At 72.3% G+C, this 21,353-nt stretch carries 19 protein-coding genes and 1 tRNA gene; 9 read left to right on the top strand and 11 right to left on the bottom strand.

The genetic code is table 11. The features are described from left to right. The first annotated feature begins 2 nt into the window (after positions 1–2). The 3 genes from rsgA (at position 3) to hisN (ending at position 2,327) form a co-directional block, all read left to right on the top strand. Complete coding sequence (gene rsgA / locus ACSMTC_RS23360) at positions 3–1,058, top strand: ribosome small subunit-dependent GTPase A (RefSeq protein ID WP_436561662.1); 1,056 nt, start codon at positions 3–5, stop codon at positions 1,056–1,058. Between the two features lie 89 nt (positions 1,059–1,147). Beyond that, positions 1,148–1,471, top strand: a complete 324-nt coding sequence (locus ACSMTC_RS23355; protein ID WP_436561661.1) for a DMT family transporter — start codon at positions 1,148–1,150, stop codon at positions 1,469–1,471. Positions 1,472–1,529: 58 nt separating this feature from the next. After that, entirely contained in the window at positions 1,530–2,327 is a 798-nt protein-coding gene (gene hisN / locus ACSMTC_RS23350) for a histidinol-phosphatase (protein WP_436561660.1), read from the top strand. A 73-nt stretch (positions 2,328–2,400) separates the two neighbouring features. On the opposite strand, the gene ACSMTC_RS23345 is transcribed toward hisN, so the two are convergent. After that, complete coding sequence (locus ACSMTC_RS23345; protein WP_436561659.1) at positions 2,401–3,879, bottom strand: catalase; 1,479 nt, start codon at positions 3,877–3,879, stop codon at positions 2,401–2,403. Positions 3,880–3,983: 104 nt separating this feature from the next. Here ACSMTC_RS23345 and ACSMTC_RS23340 point away from each other — a divergent pair, with 104 nt between their 5' ends. Next, on the top strand, positions 3,984–4,400 hold the full coding sequence (locus tag ACSMTC_RS23340; RefSeq protein ID WP_436561658.1) for a Fur family transcriptional regulator: 417 nt from the start codon (positions 3,984–3,986) through the stop codon (positions 4,398–4,400). 155 nt (positions 4,401–4,555) lie between these two features. Here ACSMTC_RS23340 and ACSMTC_RS23335 read toward each other — a convergent pair whose 3' ends face one another. The 3 genes from ACSMTC_RS23335 to ACSMTC_RS23325 all read right to left on the bottom strand — a co-directional run bounded on the left by ACSMTC_RS23335 (position 4,556) and on the right by ACSMTC_RS23325 (position 9,979). Then, on the bottom strand, positions 4,556–6,550 hold the full coding sequence (locus tag ACSMTC_RS23335; RefSeq protein ID WP_436561657.1) for an SEL1-like repeat protein: 1,995 nt from the start codon (positions 6,548–6,550) through the stop codon (positions 4,556–4,558). Between the two features lie 336 nt (positions 6,551–6,886). Then, positions 6,887–6,960, bottom strand: a tRNA-Met gene (locus ACSMTC_RS23330). Positions 6,961–7,027: 67 nt separating this feature from the next. After that, entirely contained in the window at positions 7,028–9,979 is a 2,952-nt protein-coding gene (locus ACSMTC_RS23325) for a UPF0182 family membrane protein (RefSeq protein ID WP_436561656.1), read from the bottom strand. Between the two features lie 169 nt (positions 9,980–10,148). On the opposite strand from ACSMTC_RS23325, the gene ACSMTC_RS23320 reads away from it, so the two are divergent. Continuing rightward, positions 10,149–10,712, top strand: coding sequence for a PPA1309 family protein (locus ACSMTC_RS23320; protein ID WP_436561655.1), 564 nt, complete (start codon positions 10,149–10,151; stop codon positions 10,710–10,712). Between the two features lie 15 nt (positions 10,713–10,727). Here the strand turns inward: ACSMTC_RS23320 and ACSMTC_RS23315 are convergent, their stop codons facing one another. The 4 genes from ACSMTC_RS23315 to ACSMTC_RS23300 all read right to left on the bottom strand — a co-directional run bounded on the left by ACSMTC_RS23315 (position 10,728) and on the right by ACSMTC_RS23300 (position 14,103). After that, a complete protein-coding gene (locus ACSMTC_RS23315; RefSeq protein WP_436561654.1) occupies positions 10,728–11,810 on the bottom strand; it encodes a YlbL family protein in 1,083 nt (360 codons plus the stop codon). 42 nt (positions 11,811–11,852) lie between these two features. After that, positions 11,853–12,035, bottom strand: a complete 183-nt coding sequence (locus tag ACSMTC_RS23310) for a hypothetical protein (protein WP_436561653.1) — start codon at positions 12,033–12,035, stop codon at positions 11,853–11,855. A gap of 280 nt (positions 12,036–12,315) precedes the next feature. Continuing rightward, positions 12,316–12,759 carry a molybdenum cofactor biosynthesis protein MoaE gene (locus ACSMTC_RS23305; protein WP_436561652.1) on the bottom strand — a complete coding sequence of 148 codons (444 nt, stop codon included), beginning with the start codon at positions 12,757–12,759 and terminating at the stop codon, positions 12,316–12,318. A 195-nt stretch (positions 12,760–12,954) separates the two neighbouring features. Then, entirely contained in the window at positions 12,955–14,103 is a 1,149-nt protein-coding gene (locus tag ACSMTC_RS23300; RefSeq protein ID WP_436561651.1) for an NAD-dependent epimerase/dehydratase family protein, read from the bottom strand. Between the two features lie 190 nt (positions 14,104–14,293). On the opposite strand from ACSMTC_RS23300, the gene ACSMTC_RS23295 reads away from it, so the two are divergent. Together ACSMTC_RS23295 and ACSMTC_RS23290 are read left to right on the top strand one after the other, a co-directional pair. Beyond that, positions 14,294–15,850, top strand: a complete 1,557-nt coding sequence (locus tag ACSMTC_RS23295) for a zinc-dependent metalloprotease (protein ID WP_436561650.1) — start codon at positions 14,294–14,296, stop codon at positions 15,848–15,850. Beyond that, entirely contained in the window at positions 15,847–16,434 is a 588-nt protein-coding gene (locus ACSMTC_RS23290) for an NUDIX hydrolase (protein WP_436561649.1), read from the top strand. The genes ACSMTC_RS23295 and ACSMTC_RS23290 overlap by 4 nt, the downstream gene beginning before the upstream one ends. Before the next feature lie 46 nt (positions 16,435–16,480). Here ACSMTC_RS23290 and ACSMTC_RS23285 read toward each other — a convergent pair whose 3' ends face one another. Then, positions 16,481–17,050 (bottom strand): M48 metallopeptidase family protein, encoded by a 570-nt coding sequence (locus tag ACSMTC_RS23285; RefSeq protein WP_436561648.1) that lies wholly within the window; start codon positions 17,048–17,050, stop codon positions 16,481–16,483. Between the two features lie 578 nt (positions 17,051–17,628). Here ACSMTC_RS23285 and ACSMTC_RS23280 point away from each other — a divergent pair. Beyond that, positions 17,629–18,774: a ThiF family adenylyltransferase gene (locus ACSMTC_RS23280; RefSeq protein ID WP_436561647.1), complete on the top strand. Its 1,146-nt coding sequence runs from the start codon at positions 17,629–17,631 to the stop codon at positions 18,772–18,774. A gap of 219 nt (positions 18,775–18,993) precedes the next feature. Then, positions 18,994–20,367: an ABC1 kinase family protein gene (locus ACSMTC_RS23275; RefSeq protein WP_436561646.1), complete on the top strand. Its 1,374-nt coding sequence runs from the start codon at positions 18,994–18,996 to the stop codon at positions 20,365–20,367. Positions 20,368–20,476: 109 nt separating this feature from the next. Here ACSMTC_RS23275 and ACSMTC_RS23270 read toward each other — a convergent pair whose 3' ends face one another. Continuing rightward, complete coding sequence (locus tag ACSMTC_RS23270) at positions 20,477–20,722, bottom strand: hypothetical protein (RefSeq protein WP_436564786.1); 246 nt, start codon at positions 20,720–20,722, stop codon at positions 20,477–20,479. 149 nt (positions 20,723–20,871) lie between these two features. Further along, a complete protein-coding gene (locus tag ACSMTC_RS23265; protein ID WP_436561645.1) occupies positions 20,872–21,234 on the bottom strand; it encodes a WhiB family transcriptional regulator in 363 nt (120 codons plus the stop codon). Between the last annotated feature and the right edge of the window lie 119 nt (positions 21,235–21,353).

The following is a 21,353-nucleotide window of genomic DNA, read 5'->3' as shown; positions in this document are numbered from 1 at the left end:
TCATGCGCCGCTACGGCAAGGACGCCGACGAGGACGACATCCGCAACCGCCCGGCCCGCCGGGGCTCCCGGCCGCGGACCCGGATCCGGCCCAAGCACGAGGACGCCGCCGAGGCGATGATCCTCACCGTGGACCGGGGTCGGCTCACCTGCCTGGTGGACGCCGGGACCAAGCACGAGCGCGAGGTCGTCGCCATGAAGGCCCGTGAACTGGGCCGCAAGGGCGTCGTCGTCGGCGACACCGTCAGCGTGGTCGGCGACCTCTCCGGCGAACCGGACACCCTCGCGCGGATCGTCCGGGTCGAGGAGCGCACCTCGGTCCTGCGGCGCACGGCGGACGACGACGACCCGTACGAGCGGATCGTCGTCGCCAACGCAGAGCAGCTGGCCATCGTCACCGCCCTGGCCGACCCGGAGCCCCGGCCCCGGCTGATCGACCGCTGCCTGGTCGCCGCGTACGACGCGGGCATGGAACCGCTGCTGGTCCTCACCAAGTCCGACCTGGCCTCGCCCGAACCGCTGCTGGAGTCCTACGCCCCGCTGGGCATCCGCTACGTGGTCACCCGGCGGGACGAGCTGGCCAGCGCCGGGGCGGAGACCGTCCGGGAGTACCTGCGCGGGCGCTCCACGGTGTTCATCGGGCACTCGGGCGTCGGCAAGACCACCCTGGTCAACGCGCTGGTCCCGGAGCGCCAGCGGATCACCGGCCATGTGAACGCGGTCACCGGGCGCGGGCGGCACACCACCGTCTCGGCGCTCGCCCTGCGGCTGCCCCCGCCTCCCGGGGTCAAGCCCGGCTCCAAGAAGGCGCTCGGCTCCGGCTGGGTGATCGACACCCCGGGCTTCCGCTCGTTCGGCCTCTCGCACATCGACCCGTCCCGGGTGATCCACGCCTTCCCCGATCTGGAGCCCGGCACCGTCGACTGCCCCCGCGCCTGCAGTCACGACGAACCCGACTGCGCCCTGGACGCCTGGGTCGCCGACGGCCATGCCGAGCACGCCCGCCTCTACTCCCTGCGTCGCCTCCTCGCCACCCGCGAGGCCCACGAGGGGGACTAGACCGGTCCTCCCGGGTGTGGATGTGTCGGACGGGCCGGGCGTGGCGATCATAAGAAGGTCAGTCCTCGGCGCGGCAGGGAGTCGACTCGATGGCATGGGCCCTGGTGATCATCGCCGGTCTGCTGGAGACCGGTTTCGCGGTCAACCTCAAGCTGAGTGACGGCTTCACCAAGCTCTGGCCCACCATCGGCTTCGCCTGCTTCGCGCTCGGCAGCTTCGGCCTGCTGACCCTCTCCCTCAGGTCCCTCCCGGTGGGCAGCGCCTACGCGGTGTGGACCGGCATCGGCGCGGCCGGCACGGCGATCTACGGGATGATCTGGCTGAACGAGGCGAGCACCGTGCTCAAGCTGGTCTCGATCAGCCTGGTCATCGCGGGCGTGGTGGGCCTCCAGCTCAGCGGCAGCGGCCACTGAGCGGCCCGCCCCGCGAGCCGCCCTGACTCGGCCGCCGGCGCCTCGATAGTGTTCGAGCATGGCCGACTACCACGATGACCTCCGCCTTGCCCACGTCCTCGCCGACTCGGCCGACTCCGTCACCATGGAGCGCTTCAAGGCGCTGGACCTGCAGATCGAGACCAAGCCCGACCTGACGCCGGTGAGCGACGCCGACAAGGCCGCCGAGGAGCTGGTCCGCGGTGTGCTGCAGCGGGCCCGGCCGCGCGACGCGGTGCTCGGCGAGGAGTTCGGCCTGCAGGGCTCGGGCCCGCGCCGCTGGGTGATCGACCCGATCGACGGCACCAAGAACTACGTCCGCGGCGTGCCGGTCTGGGCCACCCTGATCGCGCTGCTGGAGGACGGCCCGGACGGCGAGCAGCAACCGGTGGTCGGCATCGTCTCCGCCCCGGCGCTGGGCCGCCGCTGGTGGGCGGCGAAGGGCCTGGGCGCCTACGCCGGACGCAGCCTGGCCAAGGCGACCCGGATCGAGGTGTCCAAGGTCTCCCGGATCGAGGACTCCTCGCTGTCCTACTCCTCGCTCACCGGCTGGGAGGACCGCGGCCGGCTGGACGCCCTCCTCGACCTCTCCCGCTCCTGCTGGCGGACCCGCGCGTTCGGCGACTTCTGGTCGTACATGATGGTCGCCGAGGGCGCGGTGGACCTGGCGGCCGAGCCGGAGCTGAGCCTGTGGGACATGGCCGCGCCGTGCGTGATCGTCCAGGAGGCGGGCGGCCGGTTCACCGGTCTGGACGGGGTGGACGGGCCCAACGGCGCGGACGCGGTGGCCACCAACGGACTGCTGCACGAGGAGACGCTCCGCCGGCTGGCCGTCTGATCCCGCCCTCTCATGGGTGCGGGCCCCGGAACCAGGACAGAGCTGGTTCCGGGGCCCGCGGCCTAGGTGGGGGTCACTGCTGCTTGCGCAGCTCGCGCACCGCGTTCTCCAGGCGCCGGCCGTAGTCGGCGTCGGCCTTGCGGAAGTTGTCGATCGCCCGCTCGACGATGTCGTCGCGGTCGGCCGAGACCTTGGCGATGAAGCCGGCCAGGTTGGTGATCAGGCGCTGCTTCTCGTCCTCGGAGAACAGCCGGTAGAGGTTGCCGGCCTGCACGAAGTCGTCGTCCTCCGCGTGCGAGGGCGCCGCGTGGTCGCCGGTGGCGCCGGTGACCGGGATGGCGGACCAGAGCGGACGGCCGGTCTCGACCGGGCCGCCGAAGCTGTTCGGCTCGTAGTTCTTCTGGCGGCCGTGGCGGCCGTCGTAGAGGTAGCCGTCACGGCTGTTGGTGCGCGCCTCGGTGGCGTGCGGGCGGTTCACCGGCAGGTGGTCGGCGTTGATGCCGACCCGGTAGCGGTGGGCGTCCGCGTACGCGAACAGGCGGCCCTGGAGCATCTTGTCCGGGGACGGGCCGATGCCGGGCACGAAGTGCGCCGGGGAGAAGATCGACTGCTCGACCTCGGCGAAGATGTTCTCCGGGTTGCGGTTGAGCTCCAGCTTGCCGATCTCGATCGGCGGGTAGTCCGCGTGCGGCCAGACCTTGGTCAGGTCGAACGGGTTGAAGCGGTAGTTCGCGGCGTCGGCGGCGGGCATGATCTGCACCTGGACGGTCCAGGCCGGGAACTCGCCGCGCTCGATCGCCTCACGCAGGTCCCGCTGGTGGCTGTCCGGGTCCTCACCGGCGAGCCTGTTCGCCTCGTCCGCGGCGAGGTTCCTGATGCCCTGGTCGGTCTTGAAGTGGTACTTGACCCAGAAGTACTCGCCGGCCTCGTTCTGCCACTGGTAGGTGTGCGAGCCGTAGCCGTTCATGTGGCGGTAGCTGGCCGGGATGCCGCGGTCACCGAACAGCCAGGTCACCTGGTGGGTGGACTCCGGCGACAGACCCCAGAAGTCCCAGACGTTGTCCGCCTCCTGCGAGCCGGTGTACGGGTCGCGCTTCTGGGTGTGGATGAAGTCGGGGAACTTGACGGCGTCCTTGATGAAGAACACCGGGGTGTTGTTGCCGACCAGGTCGTAGTTGCCGTCCTCGGTGTAGAACTTCAGCGCGAAGCCGCGCGGGTCGCGGACCGCGTCGGCGGAGCCGAGGTTGCCGGCCACGGTCGAGAAGCGCAGGAAGGTCTCGGTCTGCTTGCCGACCTCCGAGAGGAACTTCGCCCGGGTGTAGGCGGTGACGTCGGCGGTCACGGTGAAGGTGCCGTACGCGGCGGCGCCGCGGGCGTGCACCACTCGCTCCGGGATGCGCTCGCGGTTGAAGTGCGCGAGCTTCTCGAACAGCAGCTGGTCCTGGATCAGGGCCGGACCGCCTATGCCTGCGGTCTCGGTGTTCTGGTTGTCCGCAACAGGGGCACCGGCCTCCGTGGTGAGGGTGGGCCGCAGCTCGTCCTGGGTCGTCATGTCAGTGCCTCCGAGTCATCCGGTCGTGACGGACTCGATCCTAGCTTGGACTTTGTCTAAGTCAATACTGGAACCAACTTCGGAACGTGGCTTACCCTGTCTCCATGAGTGACCTGCTGGAACGGCTTCGCGGACGTGGGTGGCGGCTGACCTCGCAGCGCCGGGTCGTCGCCGAGGTCCTCGACGGCGACCATGTGCACCTGACCGCTGACGAGGTGCACGCACGCGCGGTGGAACGGCTCCCCGAGATCAGCCGGGCCACCGTCTACAACACCCTCGGCGAGCTGGTGAGCCTCGGCGAGGTGCTCGAAGTCAGCACCGACGGCCGTGCCAAACGGTACGACCCCAACGCGCACCACGCCCACCAGCACCTGATCTGCTCTGGCTGCGGCGCGATCCGCGACGTCCACCCCCAGGGTGATCCGATCGCCGCCCTGCCCGCCACCGAGCGCTTCGGCTTTGTCATCTCGGGCGCCGAGGTCACCTACCGCGGCCTCTGCCCCGACTGCTCCAGACCCTGACGGCTCAGGCCCCGGGGCATGCCTCGGGAGCACTTCGGGAACAGGGAACCACCGGCCGCGCCGACCCGCCCGCGGCCCAGCGAGCGGCCGGCCGTACGCCTACCCGGCCGACCGCGGACGTCTTCGGGTTCGCGGGGGCCGCACCCCCGCGAGGCTCAGGCGCTGAGCTCCGCGTGCAGCGCCCCGAGCAGCCGGGCCGCCCGCTCCGCGACCTCCGCCGGCCCGTACTCGGTCGCCCGCCGGCAGTAGCCCTCCGCCTGCTGCGGCTCGCCCCGCCGCAGTGCGAGCAGCGCGAGCCGGAGCGCCGCCCGCCCGTGCCCGGCGTCGGCGGCCCGGGTGTACCAGAGCATCGCCTCGGCCTCGCTGTCCTGCCGGGCCAGCAGCAGCCCCAGGTTGAACGCCGCGCTCCGGCTGCCCGCCTCCGCGGCCCGCCGGTACCAGCTCTCGGCGATCTCCAGCGCGCCGCGCTCCGCCGCCCGTACGCCCATCCGCACCTGCGCCCGCCGGTGCCCTGCGTCGGCGGCCACCGCGTACCAGTGCTCGGCCTCCGCGTCCGCGTCACCGCGCCGGTCCAGCAGCGAGGCCAGCCGGAACGCGCCCTCGGCCGAGCCGCCCGCCGCCGCCTGCCGGTAGCGCTCCAGCGCGGCGGTCAGGTTGCCGCGCTGCTCCTGCACCACCGCGAGCTGGAGCGCGGCCTCGCCATGCCCTTCGGCGGCGGCGCGCGCGTACCACTCCTGCGCCTGCTGCTGCTCCCCGCGCCCGGCGTGCAGGACGCCCAGGTTGAAGGCGCCGTCCACACTGCCCGCCTCGGCGGCCTTGGAGAACCAGGGCGCGGCCCCGGACTCGTCACCGCGCTGGAGCAGCACCACGGCCAGCGCGTTGCAGGCCTCCCGGTGCCCGGCGTACGCGGCCCGCCGGTACCACTGCTCGGCCTGCGCCTCGCGCCCCGTACTCGCGCAGAGCAGACCGAGGTTGAAGGCGCCGTTGTGGTCGTTCGCATCCATCGCGACCCGGTACCAGCGCTCGGCCTCGGTGGCCTCGCCCCGGCTCGCGTGCAGCGCGCCGAGCGCGTTGGCGGCCATGCCGTCGCCGGCCTCGGCGGCCTGCCGCCACCACTCGGCGGCGGCGTTCGGGTCCCCGGCGTCGCGCAGCAGGAAGCCCAGCGCGCAGGCCGCCCTGGCCTCGCCGTTCTGCGCGCCCTGCCGGTACCAGCGGGCGGCCTCGTCGGCGCAGGACGGATCCCGCTGGGCGCGCTCCTCCAGCAGCACGCCCAGGCGCAGTGCGGCGCGGGCGTGGCTGCGGGCCGCGGCGGTGCGGTACCAGGTCTCGGCGGTCTCCTTGTCCCCGGCCGCCTCGCGCATCCGGGCCAGCCGGTACGCGGCCTCGCGGTGGCCGGCGTCGGCGGCGACCCGGAACCAGCGCTCGGCCCTGACGTCCCGCCGATGCTCCATCAGATCGCCCAGCGCGTACGCTCCGAGCGGGTGCCCCTGTTCCGCGGCGAAGTGCAGCCAGTACTCGGCGGCCTCCTCCTCACCCTGGTCGCGCAGCTGCAGGCCGAGCGCGTGTGCGGCCGGCGCGCTGCCCGCGACGGCGGCCTGCCGCCACCACTGGGCCGCCTCGGCCCGGTGGCCGCGCTGGTGCAGCAGCACTCCGAGGTTGTTGGCGGCGGCGCGCAGCCCGGCGGCCGCGGCGCTGCGCAGGTACGGCTCGGCGTCCTCCAGGTCGCCCCGGCGCAGCAGCAGCGCGCCGAGCTGGCTGGCCGCGTTGGCGTCGCCGCCGTCGGCGGCCTGACGGTGCCTGGACTCCAGTGCGGCCTGCTCACGGGCGGCCAGCGCGGACTCGAAGCTGGTCTCCTCCTCGCCCGACTCTGCGGCGGGCGCGGTGCCGTACGGGCCGATGGCGTCGAGGAGCTGCTGCGCGGAGACGTGAACCAGGCGCTCCGGGCCCGATCCGGTGGCCTCTTCGGGCCCTCCGGTCAGGCTGCTGGTGCGCTGGGTCGGCAGGGAGCGCTGGGTGTCCTCGGGGCTGATCGCCCATGCCTCGGTGTCGGCGCCGTCGGGCGGCTCCCCCGCTCCGGCGACCCGCGCCGTACCGGTGCCCTTGGCCGGGGTGGGCCTCGCTCCCGAATCGTTCCTGCCGATCAGCTTCATGCCGACTCCCGCTCCCCCAGAGTGCTGCGGCATCCTCCCCCAGCCTTCGGCCGGGGGAACCCCCCTGGAGCGCACCGGGCCGGACGGTTCGTCAACCGCCCTGCCGCAGCCCCCATGTGGTCCATCGTCGCATCACCCGCAACCCGCGTACACCTGCTCCGGCCGTTTTGGCGGAGCGCGGCCGAAGCCCGGCGAGATTGCTTCGGCGCTTTGTCGATTTCCCGACACTTGAGCCCCACAAACCCCGGCCACGCATAGTACCGGAGCAGCCTCAGACGCCGTGTGGACATGCAACAGGCCCGGCAGAAGGATCTGCCGGGCCTGTTGGCTACTGAGTAGCGGGGACAGGATTTGAACCTGCGACCTCTGGGTTATGAGCCCAGCGAGCTACCGAGCTGCTCCACCCCGCGTCGGTGGTTAAACCATAGCACGGGAACGGGGTGGTCCAGAAATCGCCTACCGCGGGAAGACCGCAGCTCAGGGACTGGCCGAGGGCGAGGCCGACGGCGCCGGGGCGGCTGACGGCGGCACGGGGGCCGACGACGGCGCCGGAGTGGCACCACCGCCCTTCTGCTGCGCGGCGGCGGCCGCGTTGAGCGCGTCCTGAAGGGCCTTCTGGTCCTGGCCGTACCTGGTCCAGTCGCCGTTCTTCAGCGCGTCCTGACCGTCGGTGAACGCCTTCTGGGCATCCTGCAGCGCCTTGTCCAGCGCCGGGTTGCCCCCACCACCGGTGCTCGGCGGCGAGGTCGGGGCCGTGCCGGGAGCGGTCGGAGCGGTGGGCTCGACCGGAGCCGTGGGTGTGCCGGAAGCCGCGCCCCCCAGCACCTTCGCCAGGGCGTTCGCCAGGTTGTCCTCCAGTGCGACGTTGTTCCCGTACACCGCCAGCACCTTCTGCAGCACCGGCACCTTGGCACTGCGGCCCACCAGGTAGACCGGCTCGACGTTGAGGAAGCCGCCGCCGACCGGGAGCGTCAGTAGGTTGCCGTACTCGATGTCGGAGTCGCTGCCGGTCTTCAGCAGGGTGAGCTGGTTGGCGACCGCCTGGTCGGAGTTGAGCTTCGCCTGGGTCAGCTTCGGCCCGAGCGCCCCGGCCCCGGTCGGCACCTTGAGGATCCTGATCTTGCCGTAGTCCGGCCCGGGATCCGCGTCGACGGCCATGAAGGCGGCCAGGTTGTCCCGGCCGGCGGGCACGAAGCTGCTGGTCAGCGAGAAGCTCGCGCGCTCCTGGTCGGGCATCCGGACCGTCAGGTAGTACGGCGGCTGGACCTCACCGGTGTTGGTGGCCGGGTCGGCCGGCACCTGCCAGATGTCGGTGCCGTTGAAGAACGCGGTGGCGTCGGTCATGTGGTACATGCCGAGCATGTCGCGCTGCACCTTGAACATGTCCTGCGGGTAGCGCAGGTGCGGCAGCAGCGCGCTCGGGATGTCCGACGTGGGCTTGACGGTGCCCGGGAACGTCTTCATCCAGGTCTTCAGCACCGGGTCGGTGCCGTCCCACTGGTAGAGCGTCACCTCGCCGGTGTAGGCGTCGACGGTGGCCTTCACCGAGTTGCGGATGTAGTTGACCTTGTTGACGGCGGTGAGGGTCCGGCCGCGCTGGTCGGTCAGCGAGTCCTTGGTGACGTCGCCCAGGGTGGTCTTGGAGGAGAACGGGTAGCCGTCCGAGGTGGTGTAGCCGTCCAGCACCCAGAGCAGCTGCTTGCCCACGACCACCGGGTACGGGTCGGCGTCGATGGAGAGCCAGGGAGCGACCTTCTCGACCCGCTCCTTGGGGGTGCGGTCGTAGATCACCCGGGCGCCGTCGGTGATCGCGCCCGAGTAGAGGATCTGCGGCTCGGCGAACTTCACCGCGTACGCGGCCCGGGTCAGCGGATTGTCCAGCGAGACGCCGCTGGCGCCGGTGTAGCGGTAGGTCGGGTCGGGACCGGAGTCCGAGGTGTAGTCGATCTCGTCGTTGCTACCGCCGACGATCGAGTACTGCGTGCTCTTCTCGCCGTAGTAGACCCGCTGCTGGTAGTCACCGAACGAGCCGGTGGTCGGCAGCGCGGACTCGGTGTAGACCGGGTTGCCGTCCTTGTCGACCTGGTTGCCCTTGGCGGCCACCACGCCGTAGCCGTGGGTGTACTTGAAGTGGTCGTTGATCCAGTTGCGCTGCTGCACACCGTTCAGGTCGAGCTCGCGCACACCGAGCACGGTGTCCTGCTGGCCGTACCGGTCGACGTCCAGGGTCTTGGGGAAGGCGTAGTACTTCCGCAGCGCCTGGTTCTGCTGGAAGGTCGGTGCGACCACGTTCGGGTCCAGCAGACGGATGTCCGCGATGGTCTGGGCGTCCGGCTTGAGCGCTTCGGCGTCGGCCGTGGGCTTGGGGTCGTACTGCCGGCTCTGGCTGTCGGCGATGCCGTACGCCTGCCGGGTGGCGTCGATGTTCTTCTTGATGTACGGCGTCTCCTTGGCCTGCTCGTTCGGCTTGACCTGGAACTGCTGCACGACCGCCGGGTACAGCCCGCCGATCAGTACCGCCGACAGCGCCATCAGGCCGAAGCCGATCAGTGCGGGCGCCCAGGTGCGGCGGATCGGGGTCAGGAAGAACAGCAGTGCGCAGATGATCGCGACGAAGAACAGGATGGTCTTGGCCGGGAGGTAGGCGTTGGCGTCCACGTAGCGCAGGCCGGTCCAGCCGTCCACCCCCTTGTACGCGCCGGACTTCACCGCCAGCGCGTACCGGTCCAGCCAGTAGGCGACCGCCTTGAGCAGCACGAACACCCCCAGCAGCACCGCCAGGTGGCCCTTGGCGCCGGCGCTGGCCCGCCTCCCCGGGCCCTGCAGTCGCAGGCCGCCGTAGAGGTAGTGCACCAGCACCGCGGCCAGCAGCGAGACGATCACCGCGCTGAACGCGAAACCGAGCAGGAACTCGTACCAGGGCAGCGAGAAGGCGTAGAAGGCGACGTCCAGGTGGAACTGGGGGTCCTTCTCGCCGAACGGCGTCCGGTTGGTCCACAGCAGCCAGGTGCGCCACTGGCCGGTCGCCGCCGCGCCGGCGGCCAGGCCGACCATCACGGAGATCGCCGACAGCAGCCAGCGCTTGTACGGCGCCACGCCCATCCGGTAGCGGTCCAGGCTCTGCTGCTCCACCGACATCGCCGAGAGCGGCGGCCGCAGCCGGTACGCCAGCCAGAGGTTGAAACCGACCACGACGGCCATGACCAGGCCGAAGACCGCGAACAGCCCGGCCTTCGTCCACAGCCGGGTCGTGAACACCGAGGAGAACCCGACCGACTTGAACCAGAGCCAGTCGGTCCACACCCCGGCGAACAGGACGAACGCCACGATCAGGGCCGCGAGCACGGCGGCGGTCAGCAGCAGCACCCGCGCCCGGCGGGAGGGTGGGCCGATTCTGGGTCGAAAGCCCGGTCCTGGTCGGTCCGGCATCTGGAACACCAAGGTGGCACCTCTGCTGTGTCGGGGGTGAGCTGGTTCGGGCAGCGGAATGGGCGGGCGCAGCCCTTTATGCAACTTAGTCGGTGATTACCTGAGTTCCCACGGCCCGTCCCCCGGTTCCGCGCGGGGGCCGAAGGGCCGCGCATGTGAGGATTGGGACATGTCCGATGCAAGCCACACCCTGTCCGGCGACGGCCGTCCGCCGGCTGCCACCCCGCTCACCCGTGCCGCCCTGGAGATCGACGAGTACGCGGCCTCGCTCGGCTGGGACCTCCCGGCCCGGCTGTTCGCCCTGGTCGACGGCGCACAGCTGAAGAAGGCCAACCCCGCACTGGCCAAGCAGCTCGGCCTGAACGACCAGGAGGACCCCGGCCTGACCCCGGTCGAGCAGGACGAGCTGCCCGCCGGGATGGAGCTGGACAAGTTCCTCGGCACCATCGCCTGGCCCGAGTCGGTGGCCGGCTGCGCGCTGGTGGTCGAGCGGATGATGCTGCCGCCGGGCGCCGAGCAGTCCCGCCCCAAGAACGCCACCGAGGCCCAGCTGACCGAGTGGGTCGCCAACCACCCGGAGCGCCAGGAGGTGCGGATCACCGCCGCCGTACTGCGCGACGGCAAGAAGGAGATCGCCCTGCGGCTGCGTTCCAAGGACGTCGCCCGCGAGGTACTGACCGGCCCCGACCTGGTGCCGGGCCTCACCGAGGCACTGCTGGCGACCTTCGCCTGACCGCGCCCGGCCGCACTACCTGGTGCAGGACGGCAGGGCCGAGGTCTGGCCCGACCTGATCCCGTCAAGCGCCTTCAGTGCGTCGGCCAGTGTGTTCACCTTGATCAGCCGGAGGCCGCTGGGCGTGTTCCTGGCGGCCTCGGCACAGTTGTCGGCGGGGGTGAGGAAGTACTCGGCGCCCTTGTCGCGGGCGGCGATCTCCTTCATCGAGATGCCGCCGATCGGGCCGACCTTGCCGTCGTCGCTGATGGTGCCCGTGCCGGCGACGAACTTGCCGCCGGTCAGGTCGGTGGGGGTGAGCTTGTCGATGATGCCGAGCGAGAACATCAGGCCGGCGCTGGGCCCGCCGACGTCCTGCAGCCCGATGTCGATCTTGAACGGGTAGGTGTGGGTCACCCCGGGGCCGATCCCGACGATCGCCCGGCCGGTGCCGTCGCTCGCCTTGGCCGTGGTGATGGCGACCTTCCGCTCGTCCGCCGGGTTGGGCGTGGTGCTGTCCTTGCCGTGCGAAACCACGGTGAACTCCACCGTCTCGCCCGGCTGGTGCTTGGTCACCTGCTTGGCGACCTCCTCCACCGCGGTGATCGGCGTACCGTCCACCGCCACGATCTGGTCGCCCGCGTGCAGCTTGCCGTCGGACGGACCGCCGGCCAGCACCGAGCCGACGACCACCTCGGTCCCGACCGGGATCCCGAGCTGGGTCAGCGCGGCGGTCTTGGCGCTGTCCTCGGAGGAGGCGAACTCCTCGGCGTTCTGCTGCTGCGCCTGCTGATCGGTCTGCCCCTCCGGGTAGACGTTCTCGTGCGGCACCACCAGCACGTCGTCACGCAGCCAGCCGACCACCATCGAGACCACGCTGGGCTGGTACTTCGCCCCCGTCACCTGGACCGTGGTCATGTTGAGATGCCCGCTGACCGGGTACGTCTGGTGCCCGGTGATCTTGATTACCGGATTGTCCGTGCCGTCCTGCGTCCCGAGCGTGTTGTACGTCGGACCCGGGCTCATCTCGGTGTACGGCACCTTCATCAGCACCGAGGCACAGAGCAGTGCTATGAGCATCAGGGTCGCGGCGAGCATCGTCGCAGAGCGGCGTGGCATGGCTCGACAGTACGGGACGGGGATGACGGAGCGCGCCCCGGGCTACTGCCCGTTGCCCTTGGAGACGGCGGCCGTGCTGCGTTCCATCGCGGCCCGGAAGCGCTGGTGTTCCGCCAGCGAGGCGGGATCACCGGTCGCCCGGGGCGTGCGGGCCGCCCAGCCGGCCCAGATCATGGCGGCGACCGCCGCGATGACAGGAATGATCAACCAGGCGAGCGCAGCCATGTCAGTACTCCCAGCTCGTCGTGCCTATGAGCAGATTAACCAACCTGGCGGACAACGGCGGCGGCGCCATCCGGGTTACGGGACGGAGTCCCGCGTCACCGCCCGGGGGGACACCGAGGACCCGGGTGGCCGATAGCGAGGCCCGAGTGGCCGATCGGGTGAACCGGTCGCGCGAGCGGGATGCGGCCCGGCACGACCGTGCGGCCGCGCGCGACCGGAATACGGCCTCCGGGGACCGGCCGGCGTCCGCATCCGGCCGGCGGCGCGCTGCCTGCCGCGGCTAGCAGGAGCCCGCGCCCACCCACTCCTCCTCGCCGTCGGTGAAGACCTGGTGCTTCCAGATCGGCACCTCGTGCTTGAGATCGTCGATCAGCCGCCGGGCCGCCGCGAAGGCCTCGCCCCGGTGCGGGCAGGAGACCGCGACGATCACCGCCTGGTCGGTGATCTCCAGCCGGCCGACCCGGTGCACCGCCGCCAGCGCACAGACCGGGAACTCGGCGACGATCTTCTCGGCGATCCGGCGCAGCTCCTGCTCGGCGGTCGGGTGGGCGCTGTACTCCAGTGCGGCGACCGGCTTGCCCCCGTCGTGGTCCCGCACCGTCCCCACGAAGACCGCGGTACCGCCGGCCGCGTCGTCACCGACGGCCGCGTAGACCTCGTCCAGCGAGAGCGGGGCCTCGCGGATGGCTAGCAGGCGGATGGGGTCGCGGTCGTTTTCGGTCATGATCCCCATGATTCCTCATCCCGGGCCGGATCCAGCAGTGGTTTCCGCAGTACGGACGAGGACTTTCACATGGCGACAATTCCCCGGGCCCGGCCGTGCGCGCCGCGCGGAAACCCGCCCGAGCGGGCCGCAAGCCGTCCGGCCCGGGGGAGCCGCCGGCCACTCGCGCGGTTCCCCCGGGCCTTAGGCCATACCTCAGATGCGCCGCCGCTTGCGCGCCCGGCGGACCAGCGCGGCCGTACCGACCAGGGCCACCGTCGCACCGGCCGCGCCCAGGCTGGTCGCCGCCTCCTTGCCGCCGAGCCGCCGGCCGGCCACCGCGTGCTTGCCCGAGACCTGTTCCAGCAGCTCGGCCAGCACCTGCTCGTTGCTGAACTCCGGCCGCCAGCCCGCCTCGTGCAGCCGGCTGCCGGAGACCACCCAGGGGTACATGGTGTACGCGAGATCGCCCGCCGGGGCCGGGGTCAGCCCGAGCCGGTGCAGCCGGGCCGCGGTACCGAGCGCCAGCGAGGCCGGGAGCTCCATCCGCCGGATGCCCGACAGCTCCTCGACGTCCTCCTGCTCCAGCCAGCCGTCGCAGCCGACCGTCACCTCGCCCTCGACCAGGCCCAGCGCCGCGTACTCCAGCGCCGAGGCCAGGTCGTCCAGGTGGCAGAACTGCCAGCAGGGCCGCGAACCGGCCACCACCAGCAGCCTGGGCGCCTCGAAGTGCCTGGTCAGGACGGTGTCCACACCGGGGCCCACGACCACGGCGGGGCGCAGCACGGTCACCTGCAGGCCCGGGTGGGCGCGCGGTGCCCGGCGGGCGAGGCGCTCGATCTCCAGCAGGTCGCCGACCAGCGAGGCCTCCTCGGTGGCCCGCAGCTCGGAGTCCTCGGCCAGCGGCACCTCGTTGTCCGGCAGCGCGCCGTAGACCATCGCCGAGGTGCAGAGCACCACCCTGGAGACCCCGGCCGCCGCGGCGGCGGTGATCACGGTCTGGGCGCCGCGCACGTTGTACGCGCTGCGTGCCCTGGGGTCGGACTCCATGCCGAGGTCCATCGCCAGGTGGACCACCACGTCCACCCCGGCCAGCCGCTCGGCCACCGCCGGGTCCCGGACGTCCAGTACCCGCCAGTGCACACCGGGCACCTCACCGCGCCGGTCGTCCAGCGCCAGCACCTTGCGGACGTGCCGAGACGCCACCAGCCGGGCCGAGACCCGTTCACCGAGCACCCCGGCGGCACCGGTCACGGCCACGGTGAGTGGCCGCCCGCCGTAGGCTGGAGACGGCGAACCCGCGGCGGCTGGGGCGTCCTCTCCTCCGGTCAGCCCAGAGCGAACGTCCGAAGGCGGGGAACTCACCGGCCATCCTCCACGGTTAGCTTATGTGCGTACGTACGAGTGTCACGTACCGACCATCCTGCCCGAGGCGCGGGCCAGGCGGTGCACCCGGCACGGCCCTGGTCGCCGAGCCGCCGCTCCGCATCCCGCCGAGGGCCCGCACCTCCCGCCACACCACCCGCGTGACGGCCGACCAGATCGAGGACCCCCCGTGAGCGACCTCCCCTTCGGATTCGCCGTCCCGCCCGAGGAGCCCGAGGACGGCAAGGGCAAGCCCGGCAAGGACGAGCCCGGGCAGGGCAAGTCGGACGACGCGGCCACGGGCTCCGGGTCCGGCTCGACGCCGCAGCCGCCGTTCGGCTTCGGCGGCGCCAACCCGCTGGGCGCCCTCTTCGGCATGGGGGGCATGGGCGTCCCCGGTGCCGCCGGCGGTCCGGGCGGGGCCGACAACCCGTTCGGCGCGATGTTCGGCGGGCTCAACCCCAACGACCTGGGTGCCGCCTTCCAGCAGCTCGGCCAGATGCTCTCCTTCGACGGCGGCCCGGTCAACTGGGAGCTGGCCAAGGACATCGCCCGGCAGACCGTGGTGGCCGAGCCCGCCGAGGGCAAGAGCAAGGACCGTTCGGTCAGCGGGCCCGAGCGTTCGGCCGTCGAGGAGGCGGTCCGCCTCGCCGACCTCTGGCTGGACTCGGCCACCGAGTTCCCGTCGGGTGCGGGCACCGCGGTCGCCTGGAGCCGGGCCGAGTGGATCGAGGCCACCCTGCCGGTGTGGAAGGACCTGGTCGACCCGGTCGCCGAGCGGGTCGCGGGCGCCATGGGCGGCGTGCTTCCCGAGGAGATGCAGGCCATGGCCGGGCCGCTGATGGGCATGATGCGCTCGATGGGCGGCGCGATGTTCGGCACCCAGATCGGTCAGGCGCTCGGTGCGCTGGCCGCCGAGGTGGTCGGCTCCACCGATGTCGGCCTGCCGCTCGCCCCGGCCGGCAAGGCCGCGCTGCTGCCGCAGAACGTCGCCGAGTTCGGTGAGGGCCTGAGCGTCCCCGCCGAGGAGGTCCGGCTCTACCTGGCCCTGCGCGAGGCCGCCCACCAGCGGCTCTTCGCCCATGTCCCGTGGCTGCGGGCGCACCTGTTCGGCGCCGTCGAGGCCTATGCGCGCGGCATCAAGGTGGACACCACCCGGATGGAGGAGCTGGTCGGCCAGCTCGACCCGAGCAACCCCGAGGCGCTCCAGGAGGCCCTGGCCGGCGGTCTGCTCCAGCCCGAGGACACCCCCGAGCAGAAGGCCGCGCTGGCCCGTCTGGAGACCGCCCTCGCCCTGGTCGAGGGCTGGGTGGACGCGGTCGTGCACGCCGCCGCCGAGCCGCACCTGCCGCAGGCCGGCGCACTGCGCGAGACCGTACGCCGCCGCCGGGCCGCCGGTGGCCCGGCCGAGCAGACCTTCGCCACCCTGGTCGGACTGGAGCTCCGTCCGCGCCGGCTGCGCGACGCCTCCCGGCTGTGGGCCTCGCTGGCCGACGCCCGTGGCATCGAGGGCCGCGACGCCCTCTGGGAGCACCCCGACATGCTGCCCACCGCCGCCGACCTGGACGACCCGGACGGCTTCGTGCACCAGGGCGTCGGTGACGCCGTCGAGGGCGGCATCGACTTCGACGCGCTCGACAAGCTGCTCGGCGAGGCCGCGGCCGGCGGGCACGGCGCGCCGGGTGCGAAGGAGCCGGGCGATTCGCCGGAGTCGGACGAGAACGGCGAGGGCGGGGCCAAGGCATGACCCTGATCGACACGGCCGGCACCGGCCTGCACGCCGACGCCGTCCGCGCCCTGTCCGCCTGGTCGGTGGCCGACCCCGACCAGGAGCAGCTCCGCCGGGACTACCTCGGCCACCTGGCCGAACAGCCCGAGGGCCTCTACCGCAGCTGCCTGCCCGCGCACATCACCGCCAGCGCTGTGGTGGTCGACCCGTCCGCCGGGCGGGTGCTGCTGACCCTGCACCCCAAGGTCGGCATCTGGCTCCAGATGGGCGGCCACTGCGAGCCCGGCGACAGCACCCTGGCCGCCGCCGCACTGCGCGAGGCCACCGAGGAGTCGGGGATCCGGGGGCTCGAACTGCTCGCGGTCGACGGCGTGCCGACCCCGGTCAAGCTCGACCGGCACCTGGTCCGCTGCACGGGCAAGGACCAGCCGGAGAACACCCACCTGGACGTCCAGTACGTGGCGCTGGCCCCGGCCGGTGCCCAGGCGCTGATCAGCGAGGAGTCGCTGGACCTGCGCTGGTTCGACTACGACCGTCTGCCGGAGCTGACCGATGTCTCCGTACGCGAGCTGGTCTCCCTGGCCCGCAAGCTGACCGGCTGACGGCCGCCGCCGCGACGGGCCCCCGCGACGCGGGGGCCCGAAGGCGTCAGTCGCAGGACTCCGGTTCCTCGTCCGCGGCCGGAGCATGGCCGCCGCGTGCGCCCGGGATGTGCGGCAGCCGGGCGGCCGAAGCGACCCCCTCCAGGTAGCCGCGGGCCCGCTCGGTGCGCGGGTACGCCTCCAGCAGCGCCCAGAACGCCGGGCCGTGGTCGGGCACCAACAGGTGCGCCAGCTCGTGCAGCAGCACGTAGTCCACGACGTAGCCGGGCATGCCCTGAAGCCGGTGGGAGAGCCTGATGGTGCGCTCGCTGGGGGTGCAGGAGCCCCAGCGGGAGTTCTGGTTGGTCACCCAGCGGACCTGCTCGGGCGCGGCCCTGCCCTCCAGATAGGCGGCCGAGAGCTCCCGGGCCCGCTCCTCGAGGGCGTCGTCCCCCAGCGTGCGGCGGCGCTCCTGGGCGGCCAGCTTGTCGAGCATCTGCGCCACCCAGCGCTGCTCCTCCGCGAGCGACATCCGAGCGGGGATCAGCACGACCGTCCGGTCGCCCTCGCGGTAGGCGGAGACCGTGCGGCTGCGGCGGGCACTGCGCCGGACCTCGACCTTGGACCGGTCGGGCACCGGAGGAACGTCCCGGCCGGCCGGGGTCTCGCGGTCAGGCCGGTGCTCGCGGTCGGGCCGGTGCTCGCGGGCCGAGGCGGTTTCGGGATGCGGAGCGGCACCGGAGAGCGGGGACGCGGCGGGTGCGGGGCACGCACGGCCGCTCGGCGTCGCCACTCCCGGCCCGGAGGCTGCACGGGCACGCCGGGGCGACACCGAAGGTTGGGAGTCCCTTTCGGCTGCCATGGCACCCGACGTTACCCGGTGTCACGGACAGAAGTCCGTTGCCATGGCCGAAATGTTTGCCGGGGCGAGCGGTGGCGGCCGGTGCGGGCGGTGACGAAGGTCCGGGCCGCGGCGGGGCAGAGGGTCCGGCCGTACCGAGGCGAACGTTGTCCACAGGTTGTGCGGAACGATGGTCGGATCATCACCCCGAGCCTGTGGACAACCGGCCCCGGGCCCGCAGCGTGATCGGGCATCCTGCCATCGGAAACACCCGTAGCGCCCTCGTACCGCGCTCGCCCTCTGGTACCCCGCCTGCATCGATCTCCACCGATCTCCACCGATCTCCCCGCCCCGCACCGCGCCGGAGGACCGTCATGAACCCCGTCTCCAGGCCCATGCTCAAGCCCGCACTCTCCCGCGCCTGGCGGGACAGGGACACCCTCCAGTTCGGTACCGTGCGCCAGCACGCCCGCCTGGTCGAGGAGGTCGACCAGCCCGTCACCGCCTTCCTGGACCTGATCGACGGCACCAGGGAGCACGGCGACCTGCTCGACGCCGGTGAGCGGCTCGGCCTGGGCAGCGCGGTCGCCGAGCAGCTGCTCGCCTCGCTGGCGCAGAGCGGCCTGCTCGACGACGCGGAGGCCACCAGCAGGACCCTGGCGGCCTACCCCCGCCCGCAGCAGGACCTGCTCGGCCCGGACCTCGCCTCGCTCTCCCTGGTCCATCCGGCGCCCGGCGAGGCCCCGGCCGTGCTCCGGGGGCGGGGCCGGGCCCGGGTGGAGGTGCGCGGCGCCGGCCGGGTGGGGGCGGCGGTCGCCGCCGCACTCGCCGCGGGCGGGGTCGGCTCGGTCACCGTCCTGGACAAGGGCCGGGTCACGGCCCGGGACTGCTCCCCCGCCGGCTACCCGCCCACCGAGATCGGCCGGCTGCGCACCACCGCCGCCCGGGACGTGGTGCACCGGGTCTCCGGAGCCGCCGTCGGCGAGCGGCACCGCCGCGGCGCCCGCACCCCGGGCACCCAGGCGCCGCCCATGCTGGTCGTGCTGGCCCCGCGGGACGGCAGCGGCGCCTTCACCGGTGCGGCGGCCGAGCCCCACCGGCTGATGCGCGCCGGCATCCCGCACCTGTACGTCGGGGTGGTGGAGCACCTGGGTGTCGTCGGCCCGCTCGTCCTTCCCGGCGCCTCGGCCTGCGGCAGCTGCGCCACGCTCTCCCGGCGGGACGAGGACGAGGCCTGGCCGAGGCTGCTCGCCCAGCTCGGTGACGAGGGCCCGGGCCGGCCCCGGGTGCCCACCTGCGACAGCGCCCTCGCCACCGCGGTGGCTGGGCTCGCCGCTCTGCACGTCCAGCTGTACCTGGACGGCGGGAGTCCGCCGAGCATCGACGGCTGGTGCGAGATCTCCGCCGCCGACGGCATGGCCCGGCGGCTGCGGCTGCCGAGCCATCCGGACTGCGGCTGCCTCTGGCAGTCGGTGCCCCGTCCCAGGCCCGCCGTCGGGGACTCGATGCACCCTGCCTGACGCGCGCCCCGCCGTCCGGAGTGCGCCCGTTCCCGGCCGGCCCCTGCGGGTCACCTGCCGTTCACGTGATCATCAGCATGAACAGCGTTTTCGTTCAAGGGATTCGATCTCTCCGGACAGTTCAACCGAACAGCCTCCGCGAGCGGGCACAATGGCGTAGTGACCACCATCCTCCGGTCTGTTGCGACCGACGGGGACGACTGACTGGGAGGCCCCCGGGTGAGCGATCTTCCGCGCAAGGCAGTGACCCGTACGGCTCGGCTCGCCGCCCTTCCCCTCGGGATAGCCGGACGCGCCACGCTGGGCTTCGGCAAGCGGATCGGCGGGCGTTCGGCGGAGGTGGTCACCGCCGAGCTGCAGCAGGCCACCGCCGACCAACTCTTCAAGGTCCTCGGCGAGTTGAAGGGCGGTGCGATGAAGTTCGGGCAGGTGCTCTCGGTCTTCGAGGCCGCACTGCCCGAGGAGATCGCCGGGCCGTACCGGGCGGCGCTGACCAAGCTTCAGGACGCCGCACCGCCGATGCCCGCCGCCACGGTGCACGCCGCACTGGCCGAACGGCTCGGTGAGGACTGGCGGTCGAACTTCCTGAGCTTCGACGACAAGCCGGCCGCCGCGGCCTCGATCGGCCAGGTGCACCGGGCCGTCTGGCACGACGGGCGGGAGGTCGCGGTCAAGGTCCAGTACCCGGGCGCCGGTGACGCACTGCTCTCCGACCTCACCCAACTCAGCCGGGTGGCCTGGCTGCTGGGCCCGCTGATCCCCGGGCTCGACATCAAGCCGCTGATCTCCGAGCTGCGCGAACGCGTCTCCGAGGAGCTCGACTACGAGCTGGAGGCGCAGGCCCAGCGCCGCCACGCTGAGGAGTTCGCGGACGACCCGGACATCACGGTGCCCAGGGTGGTGGCCCAGACCGACCAGGTGCTGGTCACCGAGTGGCTGGACGGCGTCCCGCTGGCCGAGGTGATCGCGAACGGCACCGAGCGCGAACGCGACCGGGCCGGCCAACTGCTCGCCCGGTTCCTGTTCGCCGGCCCGTCCCGCACCGGTCTGCTGCACGCCGACCCGCACCCCGGGAACTTCCGCCTCATCAAGGACGGCCGTACGGCCTCCGATTGGCGCCTGGGCGTGCTGGACTTCGGCACCGTGGACCGGCTGCCCGAGGGCCTGCCCACCCCGATCGGGTACGCGCTGCGGATGGCCCTCGCCGGGGACGCCACCGGAGTCCTGGACATGCTCCGTGAGGAGGGCTTCGTCAAGCCCTCGATCGAGCTGGACCCGGACGCCGTCCTGGAGTACCTGCTGCCGATCATCGAGCCGGCCACCGTGGAGACCTTCCACTTCACCCGCGGCTGGATGCGCTCCCAGGCGGCCAGGATCGCCGACCCCCGCTCCCCCGCCTACAACCTCGGCAAGCAGCTCAACCTGCCGCCCGCGTACCTGCTGATCCACCGGGTCACCCTCAGCACCATCGGGGTGCTCTGCCAGCTGAGCGCCAAGGCGCCGTTCCGGGCCGAGATGCTGGAGTGGCTGCCCGGCTTCGCCGAGGAGACCACCGCGGCCCAGACTCTGGCGGAGGTCCTGGAAGAGGGCTGACCCCCGACCGGAACAACCCCGGACACGGCGATGGCCGCTCCCTGTGCGCAGGGGAGCGGCCATCGCCGTACGGGGGTGCGGGCGTCAACCCGCAAGGCGCGGAGGCCGGTTACATCACGACGACCGCGAGCGCCTTACGGGCACGCAGCGAAGCGCGCTCGGCCCGGCGCTTCAGCTTCGCGGCCCGCGCGACGCGGATGGCCAGGCGTTGGTGCTCGGCCTCCTGCAAGCGCTCTTGCATATGGGCCCTGGCCAGGGATTCCTGGAGAAGATGCATTTCGAGTGTCCTGTTCTGGATCTGAAGTTCAGTGGTCTGCTCGGCGCGGACGGTGGGGTCGATGGCGGCGGGGGTCATGTGGTGGTCCTGCTCGTGGTGCTTGCTCGGGAAGGGACGGGAGAGCTGTGCATCCGCCTTGGCGGCGGCGACGCGGATGGAGTGCCGCAGTGCACTGTCCAGTGGGGGCTGCTCTCCCCGGTGGACGGCTGCCGCGGACTTCGCGGGGTTCATGCCACGACCTCGTTCTTGCGCGGACGGCCCCGGGGCCGCTTGCGGGCGACCACCACACCCTGGACGAAGAGCTCGCCACCCCAGACGCCCCACGGCTCGCGCCGCTCCAGCGCACCGGCCAGGCACGCCTCCTTCACCGGGCAGGTGCCGCAGAGCGACTTGGCGTACTCCACGTCCTCCGGCGTCTCGGCGAAGAAGACCTCGGGGTCGAAGGCACGACACGGGATGGGCTGTCCGAGCGCCTCGGCGTCGTCGAGCGCGGTGAGCTGCATGAGGGAAACCTCCGGAGGGTCGGCCTGGTCGGCCTTGGTGTTGTCTGTCGGTACGGACGGGAGTGGCGGTGTGATGACCGTGGACACTGTGGGTGTTCCTCGTCTTCTCTCTGTGGTTCCGATCCGGTCTTACTGGTGGGACGGGATCGGAGGCCCCGAGGGGCCAGGGTGGGTCTGACGTACCGGACAAACAGAAGGGCCGCGGA

The organism is Kitasatospora sp. HPM-01-4 (genome assembly GCF_051374625.1).
In the GTDB taxonomy this organism is placed as follows: domain Bacteria; phylum Actinomycetota; class Actinomycetes; order Streptomycetales; family Streptomycetaceae; genus Kitasatospora.
Note: the sequence above shows the minus strand (reverse complement) of the source record. Positions and strands in the feature narration are given on the sequence as shown.

Bases quoted from the DNA above. Each gene is read 5' to 3' on its own strand.
- rsgA (WP_436561662.1), top strand. From the start codon at position 3: ATGCGCCGCTACGGCAAGGACGCCGACGAGGACGACATCCGCAACCGC.
- ACSMTC_RS23355 (WP_436561661.1), top strand. From the start codon at position 1,148: ATGGCATGGGCCCTGGTGATCATCGCCGGTCTGCTGGAGACCGGTTTC.
- hisN (WP_436561660.1), top strand. From the start codon at position 1,530: ATGGCCGACTACCACGATGACCTCCGCCTTGCCCACGTCCTCGCCGAC.
- ACSMTC_RS23345 (WP_436561659.1), bottom strand. From the start codon at position 3,879: ATGACGACCCAGGACGAGCTGCGGCCCACCCTCACCACGGAGGCCGGT.
- ACSMTC_RS23340 (WP_436561658.1), top strand. From the start codon at position 3,984: ATGAGTGACCTGCTGGAACGGCTTCGCGGACGTGGGTGGCGGCTGACC.
- ACSMTC_RS23335 (WP_436561657.1), bottom strand. From the start codon at position 6,550: ATGAAGCTGATCGGCAGGAACGATTCGGGAGCGAGGCCCACCCCGGCC.
- ACSMTC_RS23325 (WP_436561656.1), bottom strand. From the start codon at position 9,979: ATGCCGGACCGACCAGGACCGGGCTTTCGACCCAGAATCGGCCCACCC.
- ACSMTC_RS23320 (WP_436561655.1), top strand. From the start codon at position 10,149: ATGTCCGATGCAAGCCACACCCTGTCCGGCGACGGCCGTCCGCCGGCT.
- ACSMTC_RS23315 (WP_436561654.1), bottom strand. From the start codon at position 11,810: ATGCCACGCCGCTCTGCGACGATGCTCGCCGCGACCCTGATGCTCATA.
- ACSMTC_RS23310 (WP_436561653.1), bottom strand. From the start codon at position 12,035: ATGGCTGCGCTCGCCTGGTTGATCATTCCTGTCATCGCGGCGGTCGCC.
- ACSMTC_RS23305 (WP_436561652.1), bottom strand. From the start codon at position 12,759: ATGACCGAAAACGACCGCGACCCCATCCGCCTGCTAGCCATCCGCGAG.
- ACSMTC_RS23290 (WP_436561649.1), top strand. From the start codon at position 15,847: ATGACCCTGATCGACACGGCCGGCACCGGCCTGCACGCCGACGCCGTC.
- ACSMTC_RS23280 (WP_436561647.1), top strand. From the start codon at position 17,629: ATGAACCCCGTCTCCAGGCCCATGCTCAAGCCCGCACTCTCCCGCGCC.
- ACSMTC_RS23270 (WP_436564786.1), bottom strand. From the start codon at position 20,722: ATGACCCCCGCCGCCATCGACCCCACCGTCCGCGCCGAGCAGACCACT.